Below are 22858 nucleotides of genomic sequence, written 5' to 3'. Positions count from 1 at the left end.
CCGGGCGGCGAGAAAATTACCATGTCCTATCTGGAAATGAACGGCGTCTCGAAGTCGTTTCAGGCGAACGGCCGGACGACCGAGGTGCTGAAGAACGTCAATCTGCAGGTCGGCCGCGGCGAGTTCGTGGCGATCGTGGGGTTTTCCGGCAGCGGCAAGACGACGCTGATCTCGCTGATTGCCGGGCTGCTGACTCCCGACCGGGGCCAGATTCTGCTCGACGGCAAACCGATCGCCGGTCCCGGTCCGGAGCGGGGGGTCGTCTTCCAGAACTACTCGCTCCTCCCCTGGCTGACCGTTTTTGACAACGTGCGGCTGGCGGTCGATCAGGTCTGCAGCGGCTGGTCGCGCGAACGCAAACGGGAACGAGTGGAAGAATACCTCAAGCTGGTGAATCTGGCGCCGGCGGCCCAGAAGCGGCCGGCCCAGCTTTCCGGCGGCATGCGTCAACGGGTTTCGGTCGCTCGGGCGCTGGCGATGGATCCGGACGTGCTGCTGCTGGATGAACCGCTCGGGGCACTCGATGCACTGACGCGGGCAACGCTGCAGGACGAAATCGAGCGGATCTGGGAGCAGACCCGCAAAACCGTGGTGCTGATCACCAACGATCTCGACGAGGCGTTGCTGCTGGCGGACCGGATTATTCCGCTGACAGCGGGGCCGGGGGGGACGCTGGGGCCGGAGTTTCCGGTCCATGCCGACCGGCCGAGAGATCGCAAGGCGATTGCCAAAGATCCCGTCTTTCGACACCTCCGCCGGGATCTGACGGACTGGCTGCTGACGGTCGCGCGCGGCAAGCCGTCTCGAGCAGCCGAAGCGATTCCTTCCTACACCCTGAGTGCAGCAGGTGCCCGATGAATCCCGCCGTTGATCGTTACCTGGAATTGTGGCGCGTGACGAAGTCGTATCCGGGGCCGAAAGGGCCGGTGGCGGTCGTCCGGGACTTCAACCTCGTCGTGAAGCAGGGGGAGTTCGTCTCGCTGATCGGACACTCGGGTTGCGGCAAATCGACGGTTCTTTCAATGGTGGCGGGGTTGAACGAGATCTCAGAAGGGGGCCTGGTTCTGGCGGGCCGCGAAATCGACGGTCCCGGTCCGGACCGGGGCGTCGTGTTCCAGTCTCCCTCGCTGCTCCCGTGGCTGACCGCCCTGCAGAATGTCACGCTGGGAATCCGGCAGGTCCGTCCTCGGAACAGTCGCCAAGAGATCGACGAGACGGCGATCCATTATCTGGAACTGGTCGGTCTTGGCGACTCGATCCATCGGCGGCCGGGGGAGTTGTCGCAGGGAATGCGGCAGCGCGTGGGCCTGGCCCGGGCGTTTGCCCTGAATCCGAAGCTGTTGCTGCTCGACGAGCCGTTCGGGATGCTCGATTCGCTGACCCGGCTGGAGTTGCAACAGATTCTGATCGATCTCTGGCAGAGCGATCAGAAGACGGCGCTGATGGTGACGCACGACGTCGACGAAGCGCTGCTGCTGTCCGACCGAGTGGTCATGATGACCAATGGGCCGGAGGCCCGCGTCGGGGGCATCCTGGAGATCCCGTTTCCCCGACCGCGCAATCGCGTTGCGCTGCTGGAAGATCCCGAGTTCGAGGCTCTGCGGGAACAGCTCGTGGGCTTCCTGGAAGACCACGCCGTCGGACACATGGCGGACCGGGTCGCCGACCAGCGGGCGGAGGCGGAGGCGGGGCTGGCGGCGGATCCTTCGGAAGGGGCCGGGGAGGCTCCCGAAGTTCGCTGCGACCGGCAGGTCGAGGCGGTCGTTTCCTGAGAGCGGGGCGGTCGACATCTGGCGGTCGAACGACGAACGCTGCGGATGTTTCGACGGTCGGTCGGCGCTTCTTTGCGCCCGAAGCGGCAGAGGACTCAATCATCGGCCACGGATGTGAGTCGCGCCGACTTTTCTCCGTGGACAACGCTCCGGCACATTCGAAGACCCTCACCCTGGCCATCTCCCACTGAAGACAGCGGGAGAGAGGACAAGATGGAAGACGCTCTGTTTCTGAATCGATGCCGGTGATTTCCGCTGCAGGTTGAGCTGCGGACGGACTTGCGGTTGCGCTGCTCCTTCGGAAATCTCCGCTCTTGTGCATTCATCGGTGCGTAGCGCGTCCCGGGCGATTGCGCCGGTCGACTTGAATGCCGGCTTCCCCGGACGTTTTGGCGTTCCGGTCCCTCTCTACCGCTGCGGCGGCGGTTTCGTCTATTCTTGAAGGACACCTGGAATCTGCAGCATGCTCGTCCTTCATTCTGCATTCTGTTGGCCCGTCGTCTGTCGGAAACTGGCATGCTTACCGCTGAAGAAGTTCGTCTGGAGGCCTCTTACAATCGCACCGCCAACTGGCATCGCTGGGGGCCGTACCTTTCCGAGCGACAATGGGGGACGGTGCGCGAGGACTATTCCGCCGGGGGGAACAGTTGGACTTATTTTCCGCACGACCATGCGCGCAGCCGGGCCTATCGCTGGGGCGAAGACGGCCTGTTGGGAATTACGGACCGGGAATGCCGGCTCTGCTTCGCGCTGGCCCTCTGGAACGGCAAAGACCCGATTCTCAAGGAACGCCTGTTTGGGCTGTCGGGACCGGAAGGGAATCACGGCGAGGACGTCAAAGAGGCGTATTTCTATCTCGACTCCACTCCGACGCATTCGTACTTGAAAGCTCTTTACAAGTATCCGCAGGCTGAGTTTCCGTACGATCTGTTGCGAACGGAGAACGCCCGGCGGGGGAAGCTGGAGCCGGAGTTCGAACTGGTCGATACCGGCGTGTTCGACGACAGCCGGTACTTCGACGTCTTTGCGGAGTACGCGAAGGCGTCGCCGGATGACATTCTAATCCGGGTGACGATTGCCAATCGCGCCGCGGAGGCTGCGACGATGCACCTGTTGCCGACGCTGTGGTTCCGCAATACGTGGGCGTGGGGCTGCACGCACGAGGGTTGCGAGCGGAAGCCGCGGTTGACGCTGCAGCGGGACGGTTCTCTGCTGGCCGACCACGCCACGTTGAACCGATTCCGGCTGTATTTCGAACGGCCCGCGAGCGCCGGCGAAGTTCCTGTGTTGTTTACGGAGAACGAATCGAACCAGATGCACCTGTACGATTCGCCGGGAACGATGCAGCCGGCGAAGGATGCCTTTCACGACTATGTCATCGACGGCAAGGCGGCGGCGATCAGCCTGACGCCTCGCGGCACCAAAGCAGCGCCGCATTATGTGCTTGAGATTCCCGCGGGGGGCGAAATCGTTATTCGGTTGCGGCTGGCGTCCGAGGCCGCGCTCCCGGAGACGCCGTTCGGTTCCGAATTCGACGAGGTTTTCGCCGCCCGGGTTGCGGAGGCCGATCAGTTTTATGCGTCGAAGATTCCGGCGGGGACGCCGGCCCAGGAGCGACTGATTGCGCGGCAGGCGTATGCGGGGCTGCTGTGGTCGAAGCAGTTTTATCACTACGCGGTCGACGACTGGCTGAAGGGGGATCCCGATCAGCCGAAGCCGCCTGCGAGTCGTCTGGAGGGGCGGAACGCCGACTGGAAGCACCTGTTCAATCGCGACGTGATTTCGATGCCTGACAAGTGGGAGTATCCGTGGTACGCCGCGTGGGACCTGGCGTTCCATATGATCCCGATGGCGACGGTCGATCCGGAGTTCGCCAAGTCTCAGCTTCTGCTGATGCTGCGGGAGTGGTACATGCATCCGAACGGGCAGATCCCGGCGTATGAATGGGCGTTTTCCGACGTGAATCCGCCGGTGCATGCGTGGGCCTGCTGGCGCGTCTACAAGATGACCGGGCCGAAGGGCGGGCGCGACCGGAGTTTTCTGGAGCGGGCGTTTCACAAGCTGCTGATCAACTTCACGTGGTGGGTGAACCGCAAGGACGTCCACGGCAAGCATCTGTTCGCCGGGGGCTTTCTGGGGCTGGACAACATCGGGGTCTTCGACCGGTCGAAGCCCTTGCCGAAGGGGGGGCATCTCGAGCAGGCGGACGGCACGGCTTGGATGGCGTTCTACTCGACGACGATGCTGGCGATGGCGCTGGAGCTGGCGGTCGAGGATCCGGCCTACGAAGATGTGGCGTCCAAGTTCTTCGAGCACTTCATTTCGATTGCGGACGCAATGAATCGCCTGGGGGGCTCCGGGCTGTGGGACGACAAGGACGGATTCTACTACGACCAATTGCATACCAACGGGGATTCGATTCGTCTGCAGATCCGGTCGATCGTGGGGATTATCCCGCTGTTTGCGGTGGAAGTGCTTGACGACGAACTGCTGCACAAGCTGCCGGGGTTCGCCCGGCGGTTGGAGTGGTTTCTCAATCATCGGCAGGATCTCGCGAGGCAGGTGTCGTGCCTGGAGCTGGAGCACAACGGTTCGACGCACATCCACCGGCTGCTGGCGATTCCGTCGCACGATCGGCTGGAGCGGGTTCTCAGCTATGTGCTGGATGAGGCGGAGTTCCTGGCTCCGTATGGCGTGCGGGCGATGAGCCGGTTTCATAAGGAGCATCCGTACGTGTTTCGTGCGGACGGGGAGGAACAGTGCGTGGAGTACAATCCGGCGGAGTCGACGTCGTGGATGTTCGGCGGCAATTCGAACTGGCGCGGGCCGTTGTGGTTTCCGGTGAACTATCTGCTCATCGAGGCGCTGGAACGGTATCACCACTTCTATGGCGATTCGTTTCAGGTCGAATATCCGACGGGGTCGGGAAAGCGGCTCAATCTGCAGCAGGTCGCGGCCGAACTGGCGCATCGGCTCGTGGGGCTGTTTCTGCCGGACGAGAAGGGGCGGCGGCCCTGTCACGGCGACGATGTTCGATTTGCGTCAGATCCGCACTGGCGGGATCTGGTGCTGTTCCACGAGTATTTTCATGGAGACGACGGACGCGGACTCGGCGCCAGCCATCAGACCGGCTGGACGGCGCTGGTGGCGCGGCTGTTGTCGTCGACGGCAGTCAAGGTCCCGACCAGCGGTGCTCATATTCCGGGCGGTCAGGGGGCGAGCGTTCCGGGGGATTCCAGGTAGGAAAACAAGTCCCGCAGTTCCTGCGGCGCGAGGGGTTTCAGCAGGTTTTCGGGCATCAGCGAGACGGTGGATGTTTCGAGCGCTTCGATGTCGGCGCGCGGAATGGTGATCAGCTCCTGCTTCGCGGTTCGCAGCGCAACCGCGGCGGCGTTCTGTTCGACGAGGAGGCCGGTGTAGACGCGGCCGTCGGTCGTCTGCAGGACGTGCTGGACGTACTCGCCGCGGATCTGGGCGCTGGGATCGACCAGGCTGGTCAGCAGAAACTGGCGGTCCTGCCGGTTGGCGTGGGCCAGGTCGGGGCCGACGCGCGTCCCTTCGCCGGCGCGGGGGTGGCAGGTGGCGCAGAGCTTCTTGTAGATCAGGGAACCATTCGCCGGGACGCCCGCCGAAGCCCGCAGGTCGTTGTTGAACCGGCGGACTTCCGCGAGGCGCTCCTCCGGCGTGCCGCTGGTCACGATGCCCCAGTGTTTGCGGACGAGCTGATCGAGTTGCTTGTCGCGGTGCAGGGCCACGCGGGTCAGGTCGGCGACGGGGATTTCCGTGGCCGGCAGCCGACCGGCATCGACTTCGTTGAGCAGCAGAGCGGCCCAACTGGCGCGGCTGAGGAGTAATTCTCGGGCTTGCGCCTTTGCGGATGATGACCACACGGGATATTGGCGCAGGATTTCCCGGGGGATGGATTCGTCCGAGATGCGGGAGAGCGCCTGGATTGCCGCCAGTCGCACGGGATCGGGCGACGCCGGTTCCAGCAGGGCCAGCAGCGTCCGGGCATCGCGATCTCCGCCCGATGCCGGGGCCAGTGCGAGCAAGTCTGTCTTGGACTTCGCCGGGATGGCGGGATCGGCCAGCAAGCTGCTCCAGCGTTCTCGCGCCCCCGGCAATTGCGCCTGCAGGGCCAGGGCGATCAGTCGGGGGCTGCTGGTCTCTGATCGCCACAGCGGCTCGATCACCGGGCGGAGGCTTTCCGCAGTCGCCGGCTGGCTCGCCAGTTGCAGACCCTGCTGCAGTTCGGACAGGGCCGATTCCTCGCCGAGAACCGGGATCAGTTTTTGAACGGCGGCCAGAGCGTCAGGCGTGGCTTGCGCGGCGTAGCGTCGCAGCAGCCGCGGAGCCAGAAACGTCTTTGCCGTCGCGGATTCCCGACCGGCGGGTGACGTGAAGAAGTCCACGAGAGGCTGCGGGGCCGTCAACGCATGCTGCTCGATGGCCCACCAGAGCAGGAGCGGGATGTGCTGATCGTTGCGTTCGAGATCGCGCCCGACCAGTACCAGAGCAATCGGCAGACCCTCCGCCGCGGGGAGACGCCGGGCGGTCGCCGCCAGTTCCGCCCGGACTGCGGGGACGGATTCTTCGCCGGCCAGTTCGCGAAGTCGTTGAGCGAGCGGGGCGGAAACGCGACCGCGGTCGCCGAGGAGTCGGACGGCCCAGGCCCGGACCGCGGGGGCCGCATGCGACAGGCAGGTCAGAGCCGTGGCGTCGTCGAAACCGCCACTCACGGCCAGCGCCCAGAGGACTTCCGCCTGCGGATTTTTTTCGATGGTGACGGCCTGCGCGGGTTGCGTCAGGCGTTCTCGTAGTGTTCCCCAGACCGCGGGATCCTGGCGCTCGCTGAGAATTCGCCGGGCACGGCGGACCAGCCAGTCGTTCGAACTGTCGAGAAGCTGGACCAGATCGGCCGATGACAGCGTGTTGGGATCGAGGACGGGCTTGCGGACCGATTGCGTGCCGGAGATCCGCAGGATGCGTCCGTTGGTCCGATCCCATTCGGCATCGGGATCGGGGTGCGCGGTCCGCTGGTCGTGCCAGTCTGCGACGTAGATCGCGCCGTCCGGTCCCAGCGCGAGGTCCGACGTTGCAAACCAGGTGTCGTTGGCGGCTAGCAGCGTTCCGCCATAGGACGAACGGAAGGTCGAGCCGTCCGGCGTAACGTCGTGCCACAAAACCTGATGCCCCAACAGATCTCCGCCGAGATATTTGCCGCGGTACTCTGCGGGGAGATTGTCGCCGCGATAGAGCAGGCCGCCGACGGTGACGTGGCCTCCGTGGAAGTTTGTGTGCGGGACGTGTTCGAAGTAACCGAAGGCGTAGGGATGGTGCAGGGCGCCGTGCTTGCCGAACTGTTTCCAGAGCGAGGCGCCCGGTCGGGCGTGCAGCATGACCGAGCCGCCGACGTTGGTGCTGTAGAGGAGCTGCCCGTCGCGGTCGAAGTCGAGTCCCCAGGAGTTCCCGCCTCCTTCGGAGAACAGCTCGAACTGTCGCGTGCGCGGATGATACCGCCAGACTCCCTGCTGGAATTCACTGCCGCGGATGTTCGCCGTGACCGTGCTTCCCTGGCAGCCGTAGAGCCAGCCGTCCGGTCCCCAGGTGAGCGAGTTGGCCACCGAATGGGCATCCTCCATCCCGAAGCCGGTCAGCAACACTTCCGGATCGCTGTCCGGCACGTCATTGCGGTCGCGATCGGGATAGAAGAGGAGGTAAGGGACGTTGAGGACGAAGACGCCGCCGTGGCCGAAGGCGAATCCGCTCGCCAGATTGAGCCCGCTGACGAAGTCGTGCGAGGCGTCCATCCGCCCGTCGCCGTCGCGGTCTTCGAGGATCGTCAGGCGATCCGCGCCGACCGGTCCGTAGGGAGGCGGATCGGGGACGCGGTCGTACTTCGTTCGTGAGAAGCGGTCGACCTGCACCCGCTCCAACCCCGCAGGGTTGGGGTACTGCAGGTACTGGATGACCCATAGGCGGCCGCGATCGTCGAAATCGATGGCGACCGGCTGCCGCACCAGCGGCTCGCTCGCGACGAGCTCGACCTTCAGTCCCGCCGCCGGCGTCATTCGCCCGGGAGCCTCAGCGGGCGAATGGCCTTGAGCGCGGGCCACACCGTCTGCCGTCATCAGGCTGACTGCAACAATCAGCGTCCGCCATTGCGCCATGCTCGTTTCCACCTGGAGCTCTAGTTTCAAGGATGGTCGGTTACTCCGTACGACGGACGAGGACGTCCATCGTACGAGGAATCTTCGACTTCACTTCACGGTTTCGGCACGACCAGTGCCCGCTCCGCGATTTCATCGAGCGAGGCCAGCTTGGCTTTCGCACCGGCCTGATTGGCCAGCTTGCAGATCAGATCGATCGACTCGAAGTCAGGGTCTTCCACGCACAGGCACGAAGGATGCGCCAGGAAATCGAAAACCTGGCCGGAATCGATGGCGCATGTCACGGACCGGCGAATCGCCTCCAGGAACCACTCGCGTTTCCAGCGATTGCTGCGGAAGGCGGTCACATCGCTGATCGGGCTCATCGGAATTTCAACGAGCCCGCTCCGATAGACGAAGGGTTGCGCTGCGTAGACCGAACCGGTGATGGAGTCGTAGACGGCTTCGGTCGGGGCTTCGCCGGGTTTGCCGGTTTCGTGAACGGGATACTTTGAGCTGACCCAGCGGAAGCCTTCGTCGAGCAGCCACTGCTGCACGTCGGGGCGGTCTCCTAGGCTGTCGTGGAAGCCTCCGGGGGTCCGGAAGCCGCGGGCGGCGATACCGCAACGTTCCTTGAGGGCGAGGGTTGTCAGCCGGATGTTTTCGCGGATGACGTCTTCCGCGCTGCGTCCTTCGACGAGCCAGGGCGAGCGCTGGAAACGGAACTGCGATTCGACGGCGGTCCGGGCCTTCACGTTGACGTGGTCGTAGGTGTGATTGCCGATCGGGTGGCCTTCGGCGTGCAGTTCCTTGAGCCACTCGACGTCGGGCTGTTCGAGAACGCGGCCTACGCAGAAGAAGTGGATGACGCCGCCGGCTGCTTTGACTCGCCGGGCCGCTTCGACGGCGTACTGCTTGGTGGCGTCGTCGAGGTTTCCCTTCTGGAAGTTCCATTCCTTCAGACCGCGTTGCGGGTAGTCCTGGCTCATTTCCAGATCGAGCGTGATGGCGATCAGGGCCGGCGGTTTGGGCTCGTCGGCGGAAAGTTGACTGGAAAAGAACGGGAACGTCGCCGCGACCGCTGCGACACGGGCCAGCCAGTCGCGCCGCGAGAGTTTCGGGAGGTCCTGTTCGTTCATTTGGCTGCTCCGGCGGGTGCTGAAACCTGAATCCAGGATGCCTGCGTAATCAGCACCTTCAGGGAGGCGAACGCGACGGCGGCAGAGGTCGGCACGGCGGGCGTCGGCTGGGCCGGAAAGGTTGCGAGCGTGGCGTCGCCGACCAGGAAGACATTGAAGTCCTGCCGCAGGTTATCGAATCCCGCCGTCGTCGCGCAGACGCACATGTCGGTGTTGTAGCCGGTCAACAGGATGTGGCGGACGCCGTTCTGCCGAAGGAACTCCCGCAGAGCCGGGTAGCCCTCGCCGTCGTAGATCACGACGTCGTTCCGGGCCACGTCAATCGCCTGGTGGACCGGCACGGGCAGCGACCAGAAACCAGGATTGTTGTACTTCGGTCCCGGATCGAGGGCGGGAATCTGTGCATAGTAATCGATGACCGCGCTATCGGCGGACAGCGTCAGAGACGTGGGGAGTTCACTGGCCAGGTACTTGAACGCGGTGAGCTGCTGCTGGAGTTCTCGTTTGCCTTCGGGAATGTCGGCCAAGGCCGGCGTTCCTCGAAAGGAACGATACATTTTCTGCCGGGCGGGATCTTCCTTGCCCGGCAGGCTGTACATGACGAGTTTCGCGTTGTTCCGCAGCGACTTCAGCAGCGGATTGACGACTTGCGTCAGATGTTTCGTCACGACGCGATTGCGTTCGGGAGTGCATTGAAAGGCCGCCCCGGCGGGTTCGGGAGTCTGCCAGCCCTGGCCGTCGTCGATCCCCCAGGGATGGACGACGATCACCGCGGTCCGGTCTCCTCGCAATCGATTGGGCATCTCGATCACGCCGCGGGCGTTGTACGAGAACCGCCAGGCCCGTACCTGCAAGTCGGCCCCCTCTTCGTCGATCAGCGGCGGGGCTTCGTAGCGATGGGTTTCGCGAACCGGATCGACGAACTCGGGAAAGTCCGCCAGCAGCGGCGGGGGATTGACCAGCTTCTTCAGTTCGTGGCGGTAGGTTCGCTTTTCGACCGTGGCAGACGCGTTCGGTTCCGCAGCCAGGAGGTAGAGATTTGCTGATACAACGATCGCGGCAAAGGCGAGCGCTCGCGGGCTGGCACGATGGGGAATTGTGGGCATGGGCCGTGGCTCCCTAGGAAGTGCAGGGCGGGACTGTCCGGCAGTCTAACCGAGCACACTGCGTGCCGCAGCAGGCGATTGGCGTTCGGACGGATTTTCGTTCGCAGGTTGCAGACCCCCGCCGCCGCGGGCGACAATCAACCGCGTAAACCATTGCTGACCTGCCCGCCCTGAACTTCAGCCTCGGGAATTTCGCCATGCCCGCGCAGCCGCACCGTCGTCAGTTCCTGCAGAGCACTGCTTTCGCCTCGGCGGCCATCGCCCTCGGTCCCTTCGTGCATGTTGCGTCGGCCCAGGAACCGACCGAGCCGACCTCGCCCAACGAACGCTGGCGGATCGGCTGCATCGGCATGCGATATCAGGGCTCGGTGATTACTCGCGAAGCGCTCCCGTACGGCGATGTCGTGGCGATTTCCGACGTCGACAAGAACGTCCGCGAGCAGGCCCGCGCCAGCTTCGGCAGCACGGCGGCGATCTACGAAAACTATCGCGACATGCTGGAGAAGCAGAAGCTCGACGTCATCCTGATCGGCGCGCCGGATCACTGGCACACGAAGATGGTCCTCGACGCAGTCCGGGCGGGCAAAGACGTCTACTGCGAGAAGCCCCTCACGCTGACCATCGACGAAGGGAAACTGCTCTGCAAGGTGGTCGAAGAGACCGGCCGAGTCGTGCAGGTCGGTTCGTGGCAGCGGAGCGACGCCCGGTTCCGGCAGGCGGTGGAGATGGTTCATGCCGGCCGAATCGGCAAGCTGGAAAAGGTCACTGTGCTGATGGGGAAGAACACGCAGGGGGGCCCGTTCGAGACCGCTCCGATTCCCAAGCAACTCAACTGGAATCTGTGGCAGGGGCAGACGCCCGACGTCCCCTATATCCCGGAGCGGTCGCACTACACGTTCCGCTGGTGGTACGCCTATTCAGGGGGGGAGATGACCGACACCGGAGCGCATCACCTCGATATCGCCCAGTGGGGAATCGGCGCCCAGCATTCCGGCCCCGTGGAGATCGAAGCGACCGCCAAGTACCCCGATGTTCCCAACGGCTACGACGTGGCGGTCGATTACCACGCGAAATACCGCTACGCGAACGGCGTCGAGCTGGAAGTCCTCGACTCGCCCCGCGGCGATCACAATCGCAACGGGGTGATGTTCGAAGGGACCGGCGGCCGGCTGTTCGTCAACCGGGGCGTGATTGCGGGCAAGCCGGTCGAAGAGCTGGCGACGAAGCCGCTGCCGCGCGAGGCGTTTCAGCTCTACGGCTACGACAACACGGCCCGGCCGGAGCGGATGGGGAAGATCGATGCGATCAAGAACCACATGGGGAACTTCTACGACTGCACGAAGTCGCGGAAGACGCCGATCTCGGACGTCGTCAGCCAGCACCGCTCGGCGAGTCTCTGCCACCTGGGGAACATTGCGATGCGGGTGGGCGCCAAGCTGACGTGGGACCCCGCCGCGGAGCAGTTCACCGGCGAGCACGCCGCCCGGGCGAACCCGCATCAGAGCCGGGAACAGCGCTCGGGATTCGAGACGGTGTAGGGGGGCTGGGGATGGAGTGCGGGCTGGAGGACAGCGTGGTCGACTGGGTGCTGGAGCACCCGGCCGCGCTGATGGTCTTCGAGCAGTTCGGCATCGACGCGACGTGCGCGGGGAAGTCGCTGGAGTACGTCTGCCGGCAGGCGGGGATTGATCCGGCGGTGGTGCTGGCGGAGCTGCGGCGGGTGGTTGGGGCCGTGTAGCGCTGGCTCTTTGGCTCCGAGTTGCCCCGTCGAACGTCGTGAAAACCTTGTACACCTGCCACCGGCCGCGATTACGATGGACTCAGAGTTCTCCAACCGTTGCGGAGTGTGTTCCATGTCGGCGACCGTCGAAGCCCCTGTCGAACTGGTGGAGGCGATCGCGCATCTGCGATTGCCGTCGCATGTCGACGCCGAGCTGCAGAAGCTCATGGACGCCAATACGCGCGGCGAGCTGACCAATCCGCAACGGGAGCGGCTGGACTCGCTCGTGGAATGGAGCGAGTCGGTGTCGCTGCTGCGGGCCAGTGCGCTGCACCTGCTTGGGGAGCCGCCGGCATGAACCGGGCGGGTTTCTCGTCTTCCTGGAACGCGACGATGCGATGGGACTCACCGATCTTCTGCGGGCAGCATGGCACTTGGTACTGGGCTTTGTGTCGCGAAAATGTCCGTGGACTGCCCCGGTTTGTTAATGAAGTGTTTGCCGGCCAACGGCTCGGAATCGCAACGTTCGACAGCGGCAACATTCAGCCGACTCCCGAGGAACTGGCGCTCGGCTGGCATGTCGTCGATCGAGTCATGCTCAGTCCGCCTCTGAGTGCCGGCCTGGAGATACCGTGCGACTGCTACGACGAATGGTATGTGTTTGAACGACTTCCATCGTCGCTCCCGGCTCTTGAACGATTCGTGGGGATTGGAGGCTTCAATCTGGCAGATCCCCGGCAGTTGGCAGAATCCTTCGAGCCGACTTGGGAGCGGTCAGGCTTAGACTGGCTTTATCCAGTGCAGAAGTGCTTCTGGAAGCAAATGGATGACATTCAGCCGATGGCCTACATTGGCTCCGGCGACGATGATGTTATCGTCTGCCGCGAGCAGCGAATCATTGACGAGTTCTTGAGAATTGCAGCAATTGAAGCAAGCGGCAGGCTGTAGAGAGTACTGATCCAACAAGTCTCAGCGATTCGTCGCATCCGCACCAATCTCTAGATCCCGCAACCGGATCGTCTTCGCCAGCTCTCCATCGCCGCCAGGTCGATAGGCGACCTTCAGCGCCCGGCCCGGCCGGACTCGACCTCCCTGGTCTTCGGTGAGGTAGTCGATCTGAAGGTCGCTGCCCCGGCCGTCGCCGTTGTCGTCGAGCAGCGGGTGCTCGGTCGCCAGGAACTGGCGGTCGAGGTACGACTGGGCCAGCCGGCGGTTGAGGGTGATGTAGAGGTCGAACAGCGTCAGCATGCCGTCGGAATCGGCGTCGAACTCTTTGAGCGGGATCTCCTCCGTCAGCGCGGCGGCCAGTTGCAGGGGAAACTCGGTCTCGTTCGTCTCCCAGTCGGCTTCCGTGGCGGAGATGATCACTCGCCCCTTGGCGGACAGCGGCTTGATGAAGAAGCCGCTCGCCGGGGTGGCGATCACATAGACCTGCTCGGCCGCCTCGACGCCCTGAAACAGTTTCGCGAAGTCTCCTTCGTGCAGATCCGGACCGGGCAGATTCAGCCAGGTGTGGGTTCCGTCGTAGTGACTGTGTCCCAGGACGAACACCCAGAGCGAATCGTGCGGGCTCAACGTCTGTCGCATTTCTGCGACGGCTTTTTCGAGGTCCTCCCGCGTGGACAGGCCGGCGTCCTGAATCTCGCGGGGATCGGCGTCGTTCGGTTCGTCGCCGAACAGCAGGCGGATGTTGTCCGAGGCGATGCCCATCCGGGCGGACAGGCCGGCCTGCAGCTTGACCAGTGTTTCGGCGAACAACGTGTGATGCGGTTCGTCGCCGCTCAGGCCGCAGACGATCAGCACGCGTCGCGTGCCGGGCTCAGCGGTCTTCGCCGTCGCGTCGCGCGGTGCGGAGGCCTCCTGCGCGTCGGTGGGGCGGGACCACGACAGGCAGGCGACGCACGACAGGGCCATGAAAAGCAGGCATTGGCGGCGGATCATTTCTTCTCCAGATCGATGTTTACGCTGGAATCGAACGCGCGGCCGATTCCAAAGTGCGTCCCCAGGGGATCTTTGCCTTCGGGAAATCCGGGAACGTGCCAGACGACGGCGTCTTTGTGTCGCCCTTCCAGCTCGCCGGAGGTCCGCCGGGCAAACGCAAACTGCCATTCGAAGCCGTTCCCCTTCTGAAACGCTTCCAGGAGCAGCAGCGATTCCGGATCGGTCCCCTGGACGAAGGCAAAGACTGCGCCGTCGAGAACGTCGCTCCGCTGGCTCTCGTAGCGATAGAGGGGTTGCGGCAGCATCCGCAGTTCTTCCCGGTCGCTCTTATTCGCGCGCCAGCCGAGCATGGTCGACGAGAACTGGCCGGCGAGGGTTTTCATCTGCCGCAGACGGGCGGCGGGGGAATCGGCGGGGGCGTCGGCGCCGGGGACCGGCTTGAACACTGGCCCGGGCTTGGCCGGTCGCCAGAAGACGCCCCCGTCACGTCGCGCGACGAACGTCCCACGCGACAGCGAATCGAATTCGTGGATCAGCTTGTTGTCCCACGGGTAGACGCAGCAGACCGCTTCGGGCCGGCCCTGCGAGAGATACAGCATCGTCAGCCCGTCTTCCGACCCGCGCGCATTGTTCGCCCAGCGCATGACCACCCGGACGGTCATCGGCTCGGCGGAGTCTTCGCTCGTCAGCAATTCGTTCCACGCCAGCGATTCGTCCATCAGCTTCCGCAGGGGCGAGACGGCCCTGGTTTCGGCGGCATCCTGTGCGACCACGGCGGACGCCGTCAGGAACGCGATAGACAGGAAAGACCGGGTTGCCAGTCGCATGGTGATTTCCTGTCAGAACTCGCGCGGGACGGTCAGGGCCGACGGAAGAGGAAACTGGTGTAAGTCGACTCGTGGGCCCCGACTTCCGGAAAGGGCATGACCTCGCATTGCCAGACCTGCCGCCCCTTGTGCGTGGCGGAGAAGGCGATGCTGTTCATGCGTGCGAGTGCGTACTCCCAGCGGATCGCCGACCCGGAGTCGGTGCGTCGGGCTTCCAGCAGCAGCCAGGTTTCCGGATCGGTGCCACGGACGAAGGCGAACAGCGCGCCGTCGACCAGATCGGTCGTCGTCTGTTCGACCTCGTAGCGATAGACCGGCTGCGCCAGACGGCGCAATTCGAACTTCTGGCCTTCGCGGTCGGTCGACTGGACGGCGAACTGTCGCGCCAGTTCCCGCATCTGAAGCAGCCGCCGGGCCGCCTCTTCCGCCACGTCCCCCGCCTCCGGGACGGGAGCAAAGACGACGCCGGGATCGCTGGTCTTCCAGGGCGACGCGCCGTCGGAACTGCCAGTCACCGGGGTCGTCGACAGCGACTGAAATTCGTGCGACGTGTGGGTGTGCGGGGAAAACCATCGGAAGAGCGATCCGATGATTCGCGGCCGGCCTCCTTGGGTCCACAGAAAGACGTTGCCGTAGATCTGTCCGACTTCGGGATTGGACCAGCGGAGAATCGGCTGCTGGCGCAGGACCAGGGGTCGGTCGTCGTCGAGGGTCTGAAAGTCGTACCGGGCCGCCGCGGCAGAGGTCTCCTGGAGGGCTGCTTCAACGTTCTGCTGCTCGCTGGCCGCGCTGTTCGGGGGGGCGTTCTGCGCCGCGAGAAATCGGGGCGAAACGACGGCGGCGGCAACCAGCAGGATTGCGATTCGCAGGGCGAGCGGGCGGAGGTTCATGGTCAAACCCGACTTTTACTGCGCAACAGATCGGAATCCGGGACGTTGGCGGTCGGTCACTGGAACAGATCGAATAGCGCAGTCGGCAAGTTTCCGGCGTCGCGTCGGAGCGGATCCTGGAGGGCGTGCTCGCCGACGAATACGACTTCTCTCAGGGACGGGTTGTCGGGAGAAAAGGCGGCGGTGGCGACGACGCTCTTGTCGGCGTCGGCGGTCCCGACCAGCGTCCGGCGGGCCAGATTCCAGAGCTGGGTTTCGCCGTTCCAGAGTCCGATGATCAGCTCGTCATTGCTGGCGAAGGCGACTGCGCCTGGTGCGGAACTGCAGCGCAGCGTCGTTCGCGTCCTTCCCGTATCGACGTCGAGCAGAACCACTTCGCGAGGGCCGCTCGACATCCAGTCGCCGACCGAGACCGCGAGCTGTCGACCATCCGGCGAGAATCGGACGCAATTGACGGACGCCGGAAAACGAGGAACATCGATCATCGGCTCGCCGGACACTGCGTCGATCAGCAGGACGGAACCGTCGCGTCCGCCGGCGGCGATGATCGTCCCCTGGGGCGAGACCGCCACGGTTTGCAGGCTGTCGCCGTGGGTCAGCACGGTTTGTACGGGAACCCCGCGTGCGGAGTCCCAGGCGACGAGGGCCCCGTCCTGGCCGGTTGTTGCGAACCAGTCGCCCGCGGGGCTGAAGGCGAGCCCGGTGATCTGGCGATTGGACAGATCACTTTCGAGTTCGGTTTTCAGGTCAGTCAGCGTCATGCGACGGGCGGTCGACGTCCGGACGACGTACCGCCCGTCGGGAGAAACCGCGGTGGCCCAGACCTTTTCGCCGCGCGCCGCCCGCGAGCGCGTCTTTGCCGAACGTGTTGCAGGGGCGTCCGGCTGCGCCGCCGGGGGTTCAGATCCCTGACGCGGAGGCGCGGCTTCGCCGGCATCGCCCGGCGAATCTGGAGTCGTTCCGCTGAATTCGCGAAGTCCATTCTCTGAATCTCGCGGCGTCGCGAGGAGCGTGATCGGCGTGCGCTGCAGGTCGGGGGTCGCAAACACGAATGGCTGCATGGGCAGCAACACGATGGCTGCCGCGGCGACGGCTCCCCGCACGCGTCGAGAGGCCACGGGGGATGTCCGACCTTCCAGAATTTTCGCCAGCCGGCGTCGCAGGAAGGGGGCCTGTCCGAGTCCGCTGGCGACTGGCGGGAGCAGTTCGCGCGATTCGCACAGGAAGTCGATGGTGTCGAGCAGCGCTTCCGCATAGCGGCGCGGGGTCTCGCGGAATTTCTGCACTACCCAGGCATCGCAGCATTCTTCTTCGGACTCTTCGATCCGACGGCGCGCCCACCAGACGACCGGGTGCCACCAGAACAGGGCCGTCGTCACCAGCTCCAGGAGACGTACCCAGTGATCGCCCCGGTTGAAGTGGGCCAGTTCGTGCGCCAGCAATGTGCCGCGGGCCTCGTCGTCCAGCCGCTCCGCCAGCTCGGCCGGAAACAACAGCCTGGCCCGGCTGCCGCAGCCCCACAGCATCGGCGAAATCGCCGCGTCGACGACCAGGACCGTCGGAAAGCGGCGCAGCCCCAGGCGCGACGCCAGTTCGGCAGTCTGTTCCTGAAGTTCGGCGGGTGCGATGGTCTCGCGGAGGACGCGCCGGCGGAACTGGATCGTCCGGACGACTTGCCGGAGCAACCAGGCGACAGTCCCTGTCAGCCAGATTCCCAGCAGCAGGAATTGCAGGTCGGGGCGGGATCGCCAGAGCGCGGCGGCGGAGCCGGCAAGGTTCCGGGATCGAGCCAGAAACTGCTGGAGCATCCCAGGCTCAGCCGCGGCCGCGTGGCGAGTCGGGTTGAACTCGGCGGCAACCGCCCGGGATGTGCCGAGTTCCGGCGGCTGATTGACCTGCAGTTCGGGGTCGATCGATTCCGTCCGAACGTCGATCAGCGGATCGAGAATGATCGCAGGCGTCGGCGCGGCGGCGGGGACTGCGGATGGGAAGTCGGGGGACTGTTCCGGGGACGTTGCAATCGCGGAGGGGAAGGACAACTCCAGCGGGAGGTGGAACAGCGGGGGGGTGACGAGTTTGACCAGGACCAGCACCCACAGCAGGTGAGTGAGAGCCGGTCGTTGCGCGCGACGGCCGACGATCGCGGCCGCTACCGCGAGCGGCAGGACGGTCAGCGCGTTGATTGCGGCGATGCAGACGAGCGACATCATGCATGGGGCCTCTGGCTGCGGGGAAAAGTCGGACTATTGTGGAGGAGCCTTTTTCTTCTTCTTCGGACTTCGGTCCAGCTCATCCAGCAATCCTCGCAGCGACTGCCGATCGGCGGCGGACAAGCCATGCACCTTGACCAGGCAGGTGAGCAGCGGTTCGAGTTCGCCTTCGCAGAGCTTGTCCGCCGTCGTCTGAAGCTGGCGGGCGATCAATTCCTCGCGTTTGAGCGTGGCCGTAAACTCGTGCGGCCAGACTTTGCGGTTTCTGGCGACGCACTGCTTGGCTTCGAGGCGCTGGAGCAGTTTCTGCACGGTGGCGTACAGCGACAATGACGGCGACGGGTCGCCGTACAGTTCGGGCGTCAGCGTGCGGACGGTTGCGGTTCCGTGCTCCCACAGCAGTTGCAGGATGGAGAGTTCGGCGTCGGTGATGTCTTTCGAAGTTCGGGCCATATTCGGGTTCACCGGTTCCGGAATGGAGAAGAGTGACAACGGAAGATTATCGCCAATGTACAGACACTGCGTCTACACCTCAAGCGGATTTGTTCCTCGAATTCTTCAATCTCAGACTGCAGACTCCTTCGTCGTCGGATTCGCGTCGAAACGTCCGGCAAGCCGAGTTCATTCGCCGATCTCCGCCCCGTCCGGCCCGACGCCCGGGATGTTCGCCGGCGAGTTGGACGCCGTGTACGGCTGATTCGAGCCGTACTTGACCGGGTCTCCCACCCATGCCGGTTCTCCGGCGAACGTCAACTGGACTTCAGATGCTCCCGTCAGCCGGCCTGCGGCGTAACTCCAGGTTTTGCCGTCAGATTCGATCAGCAAGGCGACCTCGGGGTTCGTGCCGAACGCCAGCAGAAAAATGGCGCCGTCGGCACGGTCGGTCGACAAAGGGGTGTAACGATCGATCGGCTGAGGCAGGAGACGGAGTTCGGCTTTCTCCTTGCCCACCTTTTCCGTCCCGGCAAATTGTCGGGCGAGCGCCCTGATCTGCAGCAGGCGGCGTTGCGGCGTCTCCTCCGGAGCCGGCGCGTCCGGGATCGGCTTGAACCTCAGGCCGGTTTCCTGGGGAGACCACCGAATGTCCGGTGACGTCGCCGAGAAGGCGGTCGGCGACAGCGACAGAAATTCGTAGACGATGCGAGGCTGGCCGTAGTACTGCCGATGGAGTTCGGTCGTAATCAGCGCTTTCGGCCGTCCTTGTTCCCCAAGTTTCCAGACTGCCGCCGCGACGTAGTGGCGGACGGGATCGCTGTATCGGAAGACCGGCTGCAGGCTCAGCCGTTCCGGGAAATCCGCTTCGTCGGAGCTGATGACGACCGGCTTGATTCTGTCCTGCATGAGTGCGAACCGCTTTGCTGCGAGCGTGTCGACTTCCGGCGGCGGGGCTTCTTGGCCGGACAGGCCGCCGACTGGCAGAACCGCCAGCCCCACGGCAAAAAGATGCGCCAGCCGAGTGGAAAGTCTGCGGGTCATCATCAAAGATCTCCTGGCAACTGGTTCGCGGTGGACCGTGGTGTGACGAATTCTTCGTTCAGTCGGCGGGAGCCAATCTCCCTGTGGTGCTTCCGCCGGATCCGGGTCGCAAGAACTACCGGTTGGCGCCCTTAGCATCGATCGAACCGGCTCCCCCAAACGGATTGCCGAACCGGTAGCCGGTCATCGGGAGGGCAACATGGAAGTACGTTTCCGTCGAGGGCCAGGCGTCCAGGCGTGGAAAGGCCGTCAGTTGTGCGTCTCGACGGGAAAATGTGACCTGAAAGCGAGTGCAGCGCGCCGCCGCATAGCGCCATGCCAGGCCCGCATCGGTCTGGTGCGCTTCCAGCAGCAGCAAGGCTTCGGGGCCAGACAGCGCGTAGCCGAAAATCGTCCCGTCGATGACGCCTTCGTCGGGCGCTTCATAGCGGTACAGCGGCGCGGGCAACAGCCGCAATTGCCAGTCGGTCGGATTCTTGACGCCCCAGTTGTCCACGACCTGGAACTCTCGCGCGATCGTCCGCATCTGGACCAGTCGGGCGCCTGGCTTTTCGGCCGGGGAGGAGACATCGGGCAGGACCTTGAACTCGACGCTCCCTGTCTTCGGCGTCCAGGCAGGCTGGTCGTCCACCCGAAGTTCGAGCGGCTGAGTCGCCAATGACACGAACGTCCGGCCCCAGGTGCCGTTCGGCAGATTGTAGTAGCTCTTCAACGCCGCCACTGGACGACCGTTGTCCGTCCAGAGAAACAGCATCCCGTCTCCGATCCGACTGACGGGGTTGTCGAAGCGCATGAGCGGAGTTTCAACCAGTTGGCAGGGGCGATCCGGACGATCGGCCGTGAAGAGACGGTGGTCCTGCAGTCGCTGCCGATAGAAATTGATCTTCTCGGCGGAGTCCGCTTCGGTCTCTGTTGTGTCGACGGCGCGCGCAGCATCAGGGGCATTGTCCTGAGCCGGCACGGCGTTGCCGTCAGTTCCTGCCAGCAGCAGAAGTGTGAGAGCGATCGTCCGGTGCATTGCCGTTCCTCAATGGACTGAGCCGCTGTCAGGCGAGCCCCACCATTCGTCGCCAGAGCCATTCGACGGTCAGGAGCCCGAGCAGCCACGTCCAGAGCCACCACGTGCTCCAGATGGGCGACTGATGGATGACTGGCGCTCCGACGGTCAGGGTTACATCCTTCAGAACGTCGGCCAGTTGATTGCTGTCGCGAATAATCCGGCCTCCCGAACCGCTCGCCAGCCGTTCCAGCAGTTCGTGATTGGGGAACGGATTCTGCTGTTCGAACGGATCGTGAAGGATCTGCAGATCCAGCGACGTGCTGTCGACTTGCGTGAAGTCCTCCATCGCCGTCATTTCGATCCGCAACGACTGGCTGGCGGACCCGACGAGCAGCGCGTCGGCGACCGGCAGCGTCAGCGCGAACGCCGGACGTCCGTCCGACAGATCGGCACGCGGCAGCTCGAACTCTTCGCCCCAGGCGATCAAGGGACCCGTTTCGCCGCTTTCGCGCGGCTTCCCTTCCGGCCAGCGTATCGGCGAGTCGTTCGACTCAAGTTCGCTCAGTGAAGACTGCGGCTCGATCATCCCCGTGATCCGGTAGTTCCCCGTCGGGGTCGCGGCCTCGTCGAAGGCCGAAGCCGTCAGCCGGATCGGTTCGCCCGGCCGGTAGAATTTCTTGTCGGCGCTGACGACCAGCCGGCGACGGCCGATGGAAGAACTCTCCGTCAGCCAGTAGATCGTGTTGCGCCAGAACTTCCCGTAGTAGCGTCGGTCGCCGTCGCCCCATTTCGTCAGCAGGTCGTTCGCCCACGGAGGAGTAATGGGCATTGCCATCGCCATCGTCCGCCCGCGGCCATAGCGCCCCGCCACGATCGCCGGCTGGCCCGCGGGGGCGACGTCCGGACTTGATCCCGGAACGAGCGATCGACTCGGCTCGTTCTGTGCGCCCGTGTCCAGCGTCAGCGTCGCCAGGACCGTTGTCAGGTGGGGTTTGACGCCGAGCCAGCGATTGGCGGCAAAGAACGACGGAAATGCCGCGAGGATCTCAGCGTTCTGCCTGGCGTCGGTCACAATCGACCAGACGGGATGGGCGGCGGCCGCAGGGGCGGGGCGAACTTCCACCTGCGTCCCCGGCATCCAGTCGGCGTCCGGTCGCAGATCGACGGGGAGCATCTGCGCAAGCGGAGTCCCATCCCAGTTGCCGGATGCAAAGCTCCGCTGGCCGCCGACCATCAGCAGGCCGCCGCCGCGCTGGCCGATCCAGTTCTCAATCCATACCAGTTGCTGATCCGTCAATGCGTCCGCGGCGACGTCGCTCAGGATCATGGCGTCAAACGCCGCCAGCTCAGCCACGGTCTCCGGGAACCCGCGTGCGGTTGTGATGCCGCCGGCGTCTGTGACCCGAGTCAGCCGGCCCTGTCCGCCAGCCGACGCCAGCACGACGCATTCGATATCCTCGTCTTCAATCAGGGCCTGCTGCAGATCGGAGTAGGGGCCGCGGACTTCGTATTTCGCGCCGCGCTGGACGGGCTGCAGCGGCTGCGAGCTTCCTTCGACGTACAGCACGCGGATCTTGGTCCGGTCGATGCCGACTTCCGTCTGAAACCGGTTATTCGCCGTCGAGACTTCTTCCGGCTGCGTCGACACGTCGATCTGCAGCTTCCGGGTCCGGGCATCCGACCGAAAGCTCAGTCCGACCGACTGAAATCCGTCGTGGAGCGTGATCGGGACCGGGGGAGCCAGTTTGCGGTCCACTTCCGGATGTTCCGGATCGCCGGGAGCGGTCAACGAGACTTCGCAGCGCCGGCCCTCGTACCCGTAGCTGCGCAGGAAGACCTGGACTTCCACCTCGGTGAATCGCCGGACTCTCGGCGGCGCCACGACCGCCACGATCGCGACGTCGCCCCCTCGCCCCAGATCCCCCACAGGGACGACATGCACGGGGGCCTTCAGCCTGGCGAATTGTTCGGCCAGCGGCTCGACGCCGCTTTCATCGCGGGCTCGACCGTCGGAGAAGACTACAATCCCGGCGGGAGGGCGGCGGCCGAAGCGGCTGGAAACCTGACGCAACGCAGTCAGGAGCTGCGTGTCGGAATCGGTCGGCAGCAACGGTTTCCGGGACGTCCCGTCGCGCGGACTCTGTGCGCGAATTTTGGTCGAATGGCCCGCGGCGAGTTTGGCCTCATCGGCCAGTCCCAGTTGCGAGACGTCGTCGATCGCTGTCAGGCGATGCCCGAAACGGAACAGCTTTCGCGCGGCGTGCGGGGTGTCTCCGGCGATCTGCTCCGCTTCGCGCATCAGGCGGACGGCGTGATCGAAGCGGGTTTCGCTGTCTCCGACCGACATGCTCTGCGACGTGTCCAGCAGGTAGAAGATGTCGGGGCGCTCGATCGGTCCGGGCGTCTGCGTGACGTTCGACGGATTGAGCAGGATCAGGATCAGCGTGGCGATGGAAGCCGTCCGCAGTCCCCGCAGTCCCCACCGGCGAGCCGCCCCGGCGGGCGGCCCGGTCCACCAGCGCAGCAGGCCAAAGCCGGCCAGGATCGCGCCCGCCAGCAGCAGGACCGCGGTCAGCGTCAGCGGAGTCAGCAGTGTCAGAGTGGCGATCATGAAATCCACGGAGTGAG

General features: G+C 64.5%; 18 protein-coding genes. 7 read left to right on the top strand and 11 right to left on the bottom strand.

Annotated features, from left to right (window positions below):
- Positions 1 to 21 precede the first annotated feature (21 nt).
- The 3 genes from SH412_RS19110 (at position 22) to SH412_RS19100 (ending at position 5015) form a co-directional block, all read left to right on the top strand.
- Entirely contained in the window at positions 22 to 858 is an 837-nt protein-coding gene (locus tag SH412_RS19110) for an ABC transporter ATP-binding protein (protein ID WP_336519611.1), read from the top strand.
- On the top strand, positions 855 to 1772 hold the full coding sequence (locus SH412_RS19105; protein ID WP_336519610.1) for an ABC transporter ATP-binding protein: 918 nt from the start codon (positions 855 to 857) through the stop codon (positions 1770 to 1772). The genes SH412_RS19110 and SH412_RS19105 overlap by 4 nt, the downstream gene beginning before the upstream one ends.
- Positions 1773 to 2288: 516 nt before the next feature.
- The gene (locus tag SH412_RS19100) at positions 2289 to 5015 is read left to right on the top strand and encodes an MGH1-like glycoside hydrolase domain-containing protein (protein ID WP_336519609.1); all 2727 of its coding nucleotides are present in this window, start codon (positions 2289 to 2291) and stop codon (positions 5013 to 5015) included.
- On the opposite strand, the gene SH412_RS19095 is transcribed toward SH412_RS19100, so the two are convergent.
- The 3 genes from SH412_RS19095 to SH412_RS19085 all read right to left on the bottom strand — a co-directional run bounded on the left by SH412_RS19095 (position 4982) and on the right by SH412_RS19085 (position 10166).
- Entirely contained in the window at positions 4982 to 7942 is a 2961-nt protein-coding gene (locus SH412_RS19095; RefSeq protein ID WP_336519608.1) for a PVC-type heme-binding CxxCH protein, read from the bottom strand. The two genes, SH412_RS19100 and SH412_RS19095, sit on opposite strands and share 34 nt — an antisense overlap.
- 95 nt (positions 7943 to 8037) lie before the next feature.
- The gene (locus SH412_RS19090; protein ID WP_336519607.1) at positions 8038 to 9060 is read right to left on the bottom strand and encodes a polysaccharide deacetylase family protein; all 1023 of its coding nucleotides are present in this window, start codon (positions 9058 to 9060) and stop codon (positions 8038 to 8040) included.
- Positions 9057 to 10166, bottom strand: coding sequence for a cysteine hydrolase family protein (locus SH412_RS19085; protein ID WP_336519606.1), 1110 nt, complete (start codon positions 10164 to 10166; stop codon positions 9057 to 9059). Before SH412_RS19085 ends, SH412_RS19090 begins: the two co-directional genes overlap by 4 nt.
- Before the next feature lie 197 nt (positions 10167 to 10363).
- Here SH412_RS19085 and SH412_RS19080 point away from each other — a divergent pair, with 197 nt between their 5' ends.
- From SH412_RS19080 to SH412_RS19065, 4 genes are all read left to right on the top strand, one after another.
- Positions 10364 to 11704, top strand: a complete 1341-nt coding sequence (locus SH412_RS19080) for a Gfo/Idh/MocA family protein (RefSeq protein WP_336519605.1) — start codon at positions 10364 to 10366, stop codon at positions 11702 to 11704.
- An 11-nt stretch (positions 11705 to 11715) separates the two neighbouring features.
- A complete protein-coding gene (locus tag SH412_RS19075) occupies positions 11716 to 11904 on the top strand; it encodes a DUF542 domain-containing protein (RefSeq protein ID WP_336519604.1) in 189 nt (62 codons plus the stop codon).
- A 115-nt stretch (positions 11905 to 12019) separates the two neighbouring features.
- A complete protein-coding gene (locus tag SH412_RS19070) occupies positions 12020 to 12244 on the top strand; it encodes a hypothetical protein (protein WP_336519603.1) in 225 nt (74 codons plus the stop codon).
- Positions 12241 to 12834 carry a hypothetical protein gene (locus SH412_RS19065; protein WP_336519602.1) on the top strand — a complete coding sequence of 198 codons (594 nt, stop codon included), beginning with the start codon at positions 12241 to 12243 and terminating at the stop codon, positions 12832 to 12834. Before SH412_RS19070 ends, SH412_RS19065 begins: the two co-directional genes overlap by 4 nt.
- A gap of 21 nt (positions 12835 to 12855) precedes the next feature.
- Here the strand turns inward: SH412_RS19065 and SH412_RS19060 are convergent, their stop codons facing one another.
- The 8 genes from SH412_RS19060 to SH412_RS19025 form a co-directional block, all read right to left on the bottom strand.
- Positions 12856 to 13827 (bottom strand): hypothetical protein, encoded by a 972-nt coding sequence (locus SH412_RS19060; protein WP_336519601.1) that lies wholly within the window; start codon positions 13825 to 13827, stop codon positions 12856 to 12858.
- Complete coding sequence (locus tag SH412_RS19055; RefSeq protein WP_336519600.1) at positions 13824 to 14654, bottom strand: hypothetical protein; 831 nt, start codon at positions 14652 to 14654, stop codon at positions 13824 to 13826. Before SH412_RS19055 ends, SH412_RS19060 begins: the two co-directional genes overlap by 4 nt.
- A 32-nt stretch (positions 14655 to 14686) precedes the next feature.
- Complete coding sequence (locus tag SH412_RS19050) at positions 14687 to 15544, bottom strand: hypothetical protein (RefSeq protein WP_336519599.1); 858 nt, start codon at positions 15542 to 15544, stop codon at positions 14687 to 14689.
- Positions 15545 to 15600: 56 nt separating this feature from the next.
- Positions 15601 to 17754 carry a M56 family metallopeptidase gene (locus SH412_RS19045; RefSeq protein ID WP_336519598.1) on the bottom strand — a complete coding sequence of 718 codons (2154 nt, stop codon included), beginning with the start codon at positions 17752 to 17754 and terminating at the stop codon, positions 15601 to 15603.
- 33 nt (positions 17755 to 17787) lie between these two features.
- Positions 17788 to 18207 (bottom strand): BlaI/MecI/CopY family transcriptional regulator, encoded by a 420-nt coding sequence (locus SH412_RS19040; protein ID WP_336519597.1) that lies wholly within the window; start codon positions 18205 to 18207, stop codon positions 17788 to 17790.
- A 168-nt stretch (positions 18208 to 18375) separates the two neighbouring features.
- Entirely contained in the window at positions 18376 to 19233 is an 858-nt protein-coding gene (locus tag SH412_RS19035; protein WP_336519596.1) for a hypothetical protein, read from the bottom strand.
- A 112-nt stretch (positions 19234 to 19345) separates the two neighbouring features.
- On the bottom strand, positions 19346 to 20248 hold the full coding sequence (locus SH412_RS19030; RefSeq protein ID WP_336519595.1) for a hypothetical protein: 903 nt from the start codon (positions 20246 to 20248) through the stop codon (positions 19346 to 19348).
- Between the two features lie 28 nt (positions 20249 to 20276).
- Entirely contained in the window at positions 20277 to 22841 is a 2565-nt protein-coding gene (locus tag SH412_RS19025; RefSeq protein WP_336519594.1) for a glutamine amidotransferase, read from the bottom strand.
- Between the last annotated feature and the right edge of the window lie 17 nt (positions 22842 to 22858).

The sequence above is a fragment of the Planctellipticum variicoloris genome (genome assembly GCF_030622045.1).
GTDB classification, from domain to species: domain Bacteria; phylum Planctomycetota; class Planctomycetia; order Planctomycetales; family Planctomycetaceae; genus Planctellipticum; species Planctellipticum variicoloris.
The sequence above is the reverse complement of the archived record's forward strand: the minus strand, read 5'-3'. Positions and strand labels throughout refer to the sequence as shown.

Excerpts from the sequence above, each read along its gene's own strand:
- SH412_RS19090 (WP_336519607.1), bottom strand. The coding sequence starts at position 9,060 with ATGAACGAACAGGACCTCCCGAAACTCTCGCGGCGCGACTGGCTGGCC.
- SH412_RS19095 (WP_336519608.1), bottom strand. The coding sequence starts at position 7,942 with ATGGCGCAATGGCGGACGCTGATTGTTGCAGTCAGCCTGATGACGGCA.
- SH412_RS19050 (WP_336519599.1), bottom strand. The coding sequence starts at position 15,544 with ATGAACCTCCGCCCGCTCGCCCTGCGAATCGCAATCCTGCTGGTTGCC.
- SH412_RS19060 (WP_336519601.1), bottom strand. The coding sequence starts at position 13,827 with ATGATCCGCCGCCAATGCCTGCTTTTCATGGCCCTGTCGTGCGTCGCC.
- SH412_RS19070 (WP_336519603.1), top strand. The coding sequence starts at position 12,020 with ATGTCGGCGACCGTCGAAGCCCCTGTCGAACTGGTGGAGGCGATCGCG.
- SH412_RS19105 (WP_336519610.1), top strand. The coding sequence starts at position 855 with ATGAATCCCGCCGTTGATCGTTACCTGGAATTGTGGCGCGTGACGAAG.
- SH412_RS19030 (WP_336519595.1), bottom strand. The coding sequence starts at position 20,248 with ATGCACCGGACGATCGCTCTCACACTTCTGCTGCTGGCAGGAACTGAC.
- SH412_RS19025 (WP_336519594.1), bottom strand. The coding sequence starts at position 22,841 with ATGATCGCCACTCTGACACTGCTGACTCCGCTGACGCTGACCGCGGTC.
- SH412_RS19110 (WP_336519611.1), top strand. The coding sequence starts at position 22 with ATGTCCTATCTGGAAATGAACGGCGTCTCGAAGTCGTTTCAGGCGAAC.
- SH412_RS19035 (WP_336519596.1), bottom strand. The coding sequence starts at position 19,233 with ATGATGACCCGCAGACTTTCCACTCGGCTGGCGCATCTTTTTGCCGTG.
- SH412_RS19040 (WP_336519597.1), bottom strand. The coding sequence starts at position 18,207 with ATGGCCCGAACTTCGAAAGACATCACCGACGCCGAACTCTCCATCCTG.
- SH412_RS19055 (WP_336519600.1), bottom strand. The coding sequence starts at position 14,654 with ATGCGACTGGCAACCCGGTCTTTCCTGTCTATCGCGTTCCTGACGGCG.
- SH412_RS19075 (WP_336519604.1), top strand. The coding sequence starts at position 11,716 with ATGGAGTGCGGGCTGGAGGACAGCGTGGTCGACTGGGTGCTGGAGCAC.
- SH412_RS19100 (WP_336519609.1), top strand. The coding sequence starts at position 2,289 with ATGCTTACCGCTGAAGAAGTTCGTCTGGAGGCCTCTTACAATCGCACC.
- SH412_RS19085 (WP_336519606.1), bottom strand. The coding sequence starts at position 10,166 with ATGCCCACAATTCCCCATCGTGCCAGCCCGCGAGCGCTCGCCTTTGCC.
- SH412_RS19045 (WP_336519598.1), bottom strand. The coding sequence starts at position 17,754 with ATGATGTCGCTCGTCTGCATCGCCGCAATCAACGCGCTGACCGTCCTG.
- SH412_RS19065 (WP_336519602.1), top strand. The coding sequence starts at position 12,241 with ATGAACCGGGCGGGTTTCTCGTCTTCCTGGAACGCGACGATGCGATGG.
- SH412_RS19080 (WP_336519605.1), top strand. The coding sequence starts at position 10,364 with ATGCCCGCGCAGCCGCACCGTCGTCAGTTCCTGCAGAGCACTGCTTTC.